Source organism: Mycobacterium sp. MUNTM1 (assembly GCF_054660795.1).
Genome location: NZ_BAAGDE010000063.1, coordinates 26,620 through 33,786 on the forward strand (window position 1 = coordinate 26,620; position 7,167 = coordinate 33,786).

Below are 7,167 nucleotides of genomic sequence, written 5' to 3' on the forward strand. Positions count from 1 at the left end.
AGTACCTTGGTGACTATGAGCGAAGTGTCTATCCGGATCCTCAACCAAGAGACGTCGAAGGTGTTGGCCCGCGTCAAGGGCGGTGAGGAGATCACCATTACCGAACGCGGTGAGGTCATCGCCCGAATAATGCCCGCCTCCGCCGGCCCGCTGGACACGCTGATTAGCAGCGGCAGGGTACAACCAGCGACCATGCGCGGCCCGGCACCTCGGCCCACGATCGCGATGCACGGCGGCCTCGACGCCGGCGCGCTGCTCGAGCAAATGCGCGGCCAGGAACGGTACTAGCCCCGTGATCTACCTGGAAACCTCGGCACTGGTCAAGTTGATTCGGATCGAGCCCGAATCTGACCATCTGGGCGACTGGCTCGACGCGCACATCGAACTACGTTGGATAACATCTGTTCTGACCGAAGTAGAGCTCTCAAGAGCCATACGAGTAGTCGCCCCAGAAGGGCTGCCGACCGTACCGTCGGTAATAGCCAGGCTGGACCGGTTCGAAATCGACCAGGTCATTCGCTCCACCGCCGCTGCCTACCCCCACCCCGCACTGCGCTCGCTCGATGCGATCCACCTGGCCACTGCTCAAACCGCCGCAACCGCTGCGCCATTGACCGCACTGGTCACCTACGACCATCGGCTCACAGAAGCCGCCGACGCCCTAGGAATAACAACCGCCGCACCGGGCAAAGCAACATGAAACCGTCCCGTAAAGAAAGCCAGCGAACCGTGTCGCCGACACGAATACGGATGAGCGAGCCGAAACTGTGGGCTCTTCTCGCGGCGTACCACGGAGAAGAAACGAAGTGGGCCCGCGCCAACACAATTCGGGCGCTCTGCGATGCGGGACTGATCCGATTCCTGGGTAACAGCGCCGGCGGCAACTACGGGACAACTCCCGCCGGCAACGAATGGATCGAGACCCACCAAGACTCGGTGACCCGGCTGCGAGCGATCCAGTAAACGCACCGACTTTCGAATCCACAGCAAAGGAGACCCACCAATGGCAAGAAATGATCTGAAATCGGCTGACGCCGAGCTCCCACACAGCGCTGAATCGATCAATGCCCTAGCGACACTTATCCGCGAAGTCGATGGAAGTCACACCCTGGGCGCAGCAGCGCTTGCCGAGACACTCGTTGTCCGCGGCGTCACCATCACCGCGAGAGAACAGTGGGCCTATGCGGTCGCTACCCGGAACAGCGACGCAAGTATTCGCGCGCTGTCCCAGTCGTTCGCTACTCCGCGCGAAGCGGAGCACGAGTTGGCGGTCTTGCCCGCTGAATCAACCGTGCCACGCCGAACCATTGCTCGATATCGCCAACCGCCGAGACAACCTGTAGAAGCTATCTGCCGTAACGCCGAGGAGATTGAGACGCATGAGCCTGACAGATAACAAATCGGACAGCACCCGCACCGAGTCCATCGTCGATGCCCACGAATGCAACTGGATGCTCGGCGACGGCGATCAAGGGCAATGCCGATGCGGGGTGATCGTGACCACCGAAGATGAATGGAGGCGACACACCGAGCAAGCAGTGATCGACGAACTGTGGTCCCCTAACGCCCAAGTGATCACCTCAGCGGACGCTCTCGAAGAACTTCCGGAACGCTCGGCCATCGCTGCGCGGCCCGGTACAGAGAACACCGTGTTCCGTCGAATAGTTCTTGGCGATCCAACACTGAGTGCCTGGTGCAACCTCACCGGCACCTTCCGCTTCACACCGGGGCTTTTGCCAGCGCTCGTCTTAGAACGCGGCCCCGCGGCGCCGCTTGCCGAGACATAAATCCACCAAAGGCACTGAAAACATGCGCGAATTACCTTGGAAGGCGGCGGAAAACCTAATCAGCGGCGGCGAAGCGATGAGTCCGCTATGCCGACACACGAAGTGCCAAAGATGAAATCTCAGCTAGCGCAGGCCCGTAACTGTAGGCGAGGGAGGTCCGTTGATGGGTGAATTCGACCGTGGCGTCAACTACGCCACCGCTGCTCTGTCTGGATTGGCCGCGGCCGATGCCGAGGAGTGGGCACGCAATCAGCGTTACCGACTCAGTCTGTCGCTCGGCGGGGATTTCAACCGCGGCATCGAATGCGTCCTTGCGGAGCGCGGCCTGACGGCCGACCGATGAAGGTACGAAGAAACCGGAGACACGCATGACTGGCAAAATTGTTGACCTGTACGCCCGACCGCAGGTGGTAGACGATGTGCTCCTGGCATTCCCGGCAGTATTGGGCAGCCTACTGCCGCCCTTCGAAGCGATCCCGGCTGATTACCCGCACTTCCGAGAGTGGTTGGAATTCCAGAACAAGTGGTTCGCCGGCAAGTTGCCAACGGATTGCGAAATGCAGCCAGCAGAAGGTATTGACGCCGAGACCGCCGGCCGACACTTAACAGCGATCCAAAAGTCATTCGAGCCCAAACACGAGCACAAGATGGCTGCCGTGGCCTGGCTCGCAAGCCGGTGGTTCGTGCATGTCGGCACACCCGACGGCTCCTACAGCTGCCCGCAACGTGAATCTACTGCGTGAGTCTGCGGAACCGTGCAGTGGAGCCACCTGAGTGTAAGGCGAATCTGATCGAATCTTCCCTTGCCGCAGTACAGTTGCGGAGCAAGGTCACGAACGCACCGGACCACGGACAACTGTTCTTGCCGTGCCCAGGTTGCTGATCGCCGCCACGTCAACCGCGCTGGCGCGCAATTAATGCACCGCACGTGGTCGTCCTGGTCCGCGCCGGGTCGGTCTTCCACAGGGGGCAAACCACGCCACCCTTGCGGGCGATGTAACCGACTCGAATCTGCCTGACCTCCTAAGCCTGTGGATTACCTTTCCATGTCACCGTTATGCTTGATGCCTGCGACTGGCGTTGCGTGGGAACACCACGGGGAAGCTGACAGTCGGAGCGTCGAACGCCTGGGTGCTCCTCGGTAGTTTTCCGAGGAGTTTGCGATGGACCTGCGATATGGCATGAACCCGCACCAGCGCGGCCGAATCCTCTCTGCTGCTGACGGCCCGGTCCGGATCCTGCACGGCAGCCCGTCAATGATCAACCTCCTCGACGCGTTGAACGCCTGGCAGCTGGTGCGCGAGGCGAAGGCTGCGACCGATTCGCCGGCCGCGGCGTCGTTCAAACATGTGTCGCCGGCCGGTGCGGCGATCGCGGGCGAAGTCGACGCCACGACGCGCCAGACATGGAGCTTGGGCGACGGCGTCATCGGATCACTGACGAGCGCGTATGTGCGTGCACGCGACGCAGACCCAAAGAGTTCGTTTGGAGACATGATCGCGGTGTCCGAACCAGTCGACGAGGAATTAGCCGACCTCTTGGGGCGAGTCGTCTCCGACGGGATCATCGCCCCCGGATTCAGCCCCGGAACCATGCAAACATTGACACGCAAGAAAGGCGGTAAATTCCTTGTCCTGCAAGCCGACCCGGACTACCAGCTACCTGAGTGGGAATGCCGCGAGGTCTACGGTGTGCGACTCGAACAGCAGCGCGACCAACTGCCACTGACAGCCGATCTGCTGCACGTCATCAACGGTCCAGCCTTGAATCAGCGGCAGACCCGCGACGCGCTATTGGGCATGGCCACGATGCGCTACACACAATCCAACTCGGTGGCCTACATCAAAGACGGTATGACGGTGGGAATCGGAGCTGGTCAACAATCTCGGGTGGATTGCACCAGACTCGCCGGACACAAATCAACGATCTGGTGGCGCCGACGCTACCCACCCGTCCAGGGACTTGCGTTCCCTTCGGCCACAGCACGCCAAGACCGACTCAACTGGCAGATCCGCGTCGCAGAAAACGACATGACATCGGCACAACGCGCGACCTTAGCCGCCCTCACTGGGCTCGATGGCCCCAGGGTCGATGGCCAACGCTGGACGGATTGGGACAAAGGGCTGACCGACATCACGATGGTCTCCGACGGATACATCCCTTTCCGCGACAACATCGACCACGCACGGTCTTACGGGGTGACCTGCATCGTGGAACCAGGCGGATCCTCACGAACAGACGAAGTACGCGACGCCTGCCAAGAGCTGGGCATCACCCTGGCCCACACCAACACACGACTCTTCCACCACTGAGCCGCCGTCTCGGATCGAAAACGTTTAAACCAGGCGGGCGCCCGCGAGATCGCTGAGACGATTCTTTGTGTCACTGCCGACTGTCCATCGCGGCGAACGCCGCCTGCGCTAGTGCAGCGACAAGGCAATTGGCGTCCTGCCAACCAATTGTCAGTCCTCACGACTAATGTGCGACCCGTGATGCTGAGCAACCGCGGAGCCAATCCAGACACCAGCCAAGCGTGGAGTTTCTATCACCGAGTCCGGGAACAATTCGGTGACTGGAACCACGTTATTCTGACGTTCCCCGATGAGCCTGACCGCATACGAGGTGCCAGCGAGCACGGCGCCGAGTCGAAAATCGTCCAGTTCGTCGACGACCAAGGCAACACGCTTGAACTCGACGGAATAAACTTCGGTTACGACGGGGGAACTCCACACGAGTTGTTGGCGATGCTTTTGACCGAAGGCTTTGACGACGGTCCGGGTCTTCACGCTGCTGTACTCAACCCCGCCGGTGAGAACGTATACCCGCGCACGATCGCCCGGGATTAGCGTGGATTTCCGGACCCAGCCGATTCGTATCGAAGTCGGCACCGACCTCGACGGGCGGATCGAAATCCATACCTTGGCGTTTTGACGGCGCACGAAGGTGGCTCAAACAGAGCGGAGCAGTGTGGTCCCAATTACACCGCAATGCAGGTGTGACGGGTTTCATGGGTACATATAGTTAGTCCACCTATTATTGTTGCTCGTCGTGGTCGAGAATCCGTTCTCGCGTCATGTTGGCGCGGCTACAGTCGGCGATCTCGCGGACTACGTTCTTGCCGATGGCACGATCGTGGTTCCCGATGGAGTGACACTGACATCGTTTCTGGACCGCAACCGGGTGGCTTTCGGTGATCGCCGGTCCTATCGCTTCATTGACTACGCCAAGGATCAAGATGGGCAGGCTGTTGATCTGAGCTGGAACGCGCTGTGGTCACAAGTTCGTGCGATCGGCGCTCGGCTACAGCAAGTCACCTCGGCGGGGGATCGGGTGGCGATCGTCGCCCCACAAGGTTTGCACTACGTTGCGGCTTTCTTCGCTGCGGTCCATGCCGGCAACGTCGCGGTCCCGCTCTTCGCACCGACGTTATCCGGGCATGCTGAGCGTCTGTCCGCGGTGATGGCCGACGCCCGGCCCGCCGCAGTGCTGACCACTACCGACGCCGCTGAGCCGATCCGCACATTTATCAAAGCGCTACCGCCCCAACAACGTCCAAGACTGATCGCCGTCGATGCAGTTCCCGAAACACTCGGCGCGAGCTTTTCCAACATATCGCGTGATACCGATGACGTCGCCTACCTGCAGTACACCTCCGGGTCAACACGCACCCCCGCTGGGGTGGAAATCATCCACCGCGCCGTGTGCACCAACGTCATCCAGATGGTCCTAGCGGGCGGGCTGGACCTACACGTCCGCAGTGTCAGCTGGCTTCCCCTGTATCACGACATGGGACTGATCATGATTATGTTCCCTGCACTGTTTGGGGAATCCATCACGCTGATGGATCCCATGGCCTTCCTGCGGCGGCCCTACCGGTGGATCAAGCAGCTAGGCGCCGAAGGCCGGTCCGGGCGCACGTTTGCGGCCGCACCGAACTTCGCCTTCGAGCTGACCGCCGAACGCGGCCTACCGCCCCAAGGAGAGAGCCTCGATCTCAGCAATGTTGTCTGCCTGCTCAACGGGTCAGAACCGGTGACGATGTCGGCGATCAACAAATTCACCAACGCGTTCGCCCCCTACGGTCTGCCTGCCACGGCGGTGAAACCGTCCTACGGAATGGCTGAAGCAACACTCTCGGTGGCCAGTATCGCGCAAGACGCCAAGGCCAGCGCGATCTACCTTGACCGTGACCAGCTCGGCGGCGGCCGCGCGGTCCCCGTCGCGCCAGTGACCGCAGGCACGGTCCCCTACGTTTCATGCGGCCAACCGATCCCCAACCAGTGGGCTGTGATCGTCGACCCTGACGGCGCCGAGGTTCCCGACCGCACGATCGGGGAAATCTGGTTGCACGGCAACAATATTGGCCGCGGATACTTTGGCAAAAAAGACGAAACACAGCATGTATTCGCCAACAAACTGCAATCGCGATTAGAGCACGGCAGCCACGCTGAGGGCGCCGAAGACAATAGCTGCTGGTTGGCAACCGGGGACCTCGGCGTCTACATCGACGGCGAACTGTATCTCACCGGGCGGATCAAAGACCTCATCATCATCGACGGTCGAAACCACTACCCCCACGACATCGAAACCACGGTCAGCCAGGCTTCAACAGCCATCCGCAACGGATACGTCGCCGCGTTCCCAATTCCCCACGGAGTGCTTGAATCATCGGCCGGCAAAACCGTCGAGCAACTCGTCATCGTGGCCGAACGCGCCGCAGGCGCCGGCCGCGCCGACCCTACCCCGGTCCAGGATGCCGTGCGAGCAGCGGTCGCACGCCAGCATCACATCCGCGTTGCCGACATCAAACTCGTGGCCGCCGGCACCATTCCGCGTACCACCAGCGGAAAACTGGCCCGCAACGCCTGCCGAACCGCATACCTCGCCGGACTATTCAACCGCAGCCAGTAGAGCACCAGGCATTCGAGGCTTCACACCGAAGAAAGCGAGTCCCCATGGCCACCGATTACGACAAGCCACGCACCACCAACGCCGAAGTCTCCGAGGACGATTCACTCGAAAGGCTACGCCCAGCACGCGACGGCGGACAGGACTTACTCCTCGACGAGGACCCCGACACCGCCGACCCGATCGAATTGCCCGGCGCCGACCTTTCCGGCGAAGTACTACAAGCCCCCATCCTGCCCAAACAAGCCGACGAATTCATCTGCGCCCGCTGCTTTCTCGTCGAACACAAAAGCCGACTCGCCAGCAACACGAACGATCAACCGATCTGCACGGACTGCGCCTAACCGGGCTGAAATCCCCGCTACGACAAATTAATTGAGATCACCGAGGTGCACCTGAGGGGGACCCATTCGGTGGTCCAGTCGCTATGCGGCTTGGGGTTGGTGGGTCGTGGTCCACTGTAGAGCGAACT

The 7,167-nt window shown here is 60.9% G+C and carries 11 protein-coding genes and 1 riboswitch; all 11 genes read left to right on the forward strand.

Features of this window, described 5'->3' with window-relative positions; all coding sequences use genetic code 11:
- The first annotated feature begins 15 nt into the window (after positions 1 to 15).
- On the forward strand, positions 16 to 288 hold the full coding sequence (locus ACYQ8K_RS25855) for a type II toxin-antitoxin system Phd/YefM family antitoxin (RefSeq protein ID WP_459973550.1): 273 nt from the start codon (positions 16 to 18) through the stop codon (positions 286 to 288).
- Between the two features lie 4 nt (positions 289 to 292).
- Complete coding sequence (locus tag ACYQ8K_RS25860; RefSeq protein ID WP_459973552.1) at positions 293 to 700, forward strand: type II toxin-antitoxin system VapC family toxin; 408 nt, start codon at positions 293 to 295, stop codon at positions 698 to 700.
- A gap of 50 nt (positions 701 to 750) precedes the next feature.
- Positions 751 to 963 (forward strand): hypothetical protein, encoded by a 213-nt coding sequence (locus ACYQ8K_RS25865; RefSeq protein ID WP_459973554.1) that lies wholly within the window; start codon positions 751 to 753, stop codon positions 961 to 963.
- 40 nt (positions 964 to 1,003) lie between these two features.
- On the forward strand, positions 1,004 to 1,396 hold the full coding sequence (locus ACYQ8K_RS25870) for a hypothetical protein (RefSeq protein ID WP_459973556.1): 393 nt from the start codon (positions 1,004 to 1,006) through the stop codon (positions 1,394 to 1,396).
- On the forward strand, positions 1,380 to 1,787 hold the full coding sequence (locus tag ACYQ8K_RS25875; protein WP_459973558.1) for a hypothetical protein: 408 nt from the start codon (positions 1,380 to 1,382) through the stop codon (positions 1,785 to 1,787). The genes ACYQ8K_RS25870 and ACYQ8K_RS25875 overlap by 17 nt, the downstream gene beginning before the upstream one ends.
- A 163-nt stretch (positions 1,788 to 1,950) precedes the next feature.
- Complete coding sequence (locus ACYQ8K_RS25880; RefSeq protein WP_459973560.1) at positions 1,951 to 2,130, forward strand: hypothetical protein; 180 nt, start codon at positions 1,951 to 1,953, stop codon at positions 2,128 to 2,130.
- 25 nt (positions 2,131 to 2,155) lie between these two features.
- Positions 2,156 to 2,530, forward strand: coding sequence for a hypothetical protein (locus tag ACYQ8K_RS25885; RefSeq protein ID WP_459973562.1), 375 nt, complete (start codon positions 2,156 to 2,158; stop codon positions 2,528 to 2,530).
- 317 nt (positions 2,531 to 2,847) lie between these two features.
- Positions 2,848 to 2,927, forward strand: a riboswitch (ZMP/ZTP riboswitch).
- A gap of 23 nt (positions 2,928 to 2,950) precedes the next feature.
- Complete coding sequence (locus ACYQ8K_RS25890; RefSeq protein ID WP_459973564.1) at positions 2,951 to 4,099, forward strand: phosphoribosylaminoimidazolecarboxamide formyltransferase; 1,149 nt, start codon at positions 2,951 to 2,953, stop codon at positions 4,097 to 4,099.
- A gap of 177 nt (positions 4,100 to 4,276) precedes the next feature.
- A complete protein-coding gene (locus ACYQ8K_RS25895; protein WP_459973566.1) occupies positions 4,277 to 4,633 on the forward strand; it encodes a hypothetical protein in 357 nt (118 codons plus the stop codon).
- 202 nt (positions 4,634 to 4,835) lie between these two features.
- Positions 4,836 to 6,698, forward strand: a complete 1,863-nt coding sequence (locus ACYQ8K_RS25900; protein WP_459973568.1) for a fatty acyl-AMP ligase — start codon at positions 4,836 to 4,838, stop codon at positions 6,696 to 6,698.
- A 44-nt stretch (positions 6,699 to 6,742) separates the two neighbouring features.
- Positions 6,743 to 7,039 carry a DUF4193 domain-containing protein gene (locus ACYQ8K_RS25905; RefSeq protein ID WP_459973570.1) on the forward strand — a complete coding sequence of 99 codons (297 nt, stop codon included), beginning with the start codon at positions 6,743 to 6,745 and terminating at the stop codon, positions 7,037 to 7,039.
- Positions 7,040 to 7,167 lie beyond the last annotated feature (128 nt).

Excerpts from the sequence above, each read along its gene's own strand:
- ACYQ8K_RS25855 (WP_459973550.1), top strand. The coding sequence starts at position 16 with ATGAGCGAAGTGTCTATCCGGATCCTCAACCAAGAGACGTCGAAGGTG.
- ACYQ8K_RS25865 (WP_459973554.1), top strand. The coding sequence starts at position 751 with ATGAGCGAGCCGAAACTGTGGGCTCTTCTCGCGGCGTACCACGGAGAA.
- ACYQ8K_RS25870 (WP_459973556.1), top strand. The coding sequence starts at position 1,004 with ATGGCAAGAAATGATCTGAAATCGGCTGACGCCGAGCTCCCACACAGC.
- ACYQ8K_RS25875 (WP_459973558.1), top strand. The coding sequence starts at position 1,380 with ATGAGCCTGACAGATAACAAATCGGACAGCACCCGCACCGAGTCCATC.
- ACYQ8K_RS25880 (WP_459973560.1), top strand. The coding sequence starts at position 1,951 with ATGGGTGAATTCGACCGTGGCGTCAACTACGCCACCGCTGCTCTGTCT.
- ACYQ8K_RS25885 (WP_459973562.1), top strand. The coding sequence starts at position 2,156 with ATGACTGGCAAAATTGTTGACCTGTACGCCCGACCGCAGGTGGTAGAC.
- ACYQ8K_RS25890 (WP_459973564.1), top strand. The coding sequence starts at position 2,951 with ATGGACCTGCGATATGGCATGAACCCGCACCAGCGCGGCCGAATCCTC.
- ACYQ8K_RS25905 (WP_459973570.1), top strand. The coding sequence starts at position 6,743 with ATGGCCACCGATTACGACAAGCCACGCACCACCAACGCCGAAGTCTCC.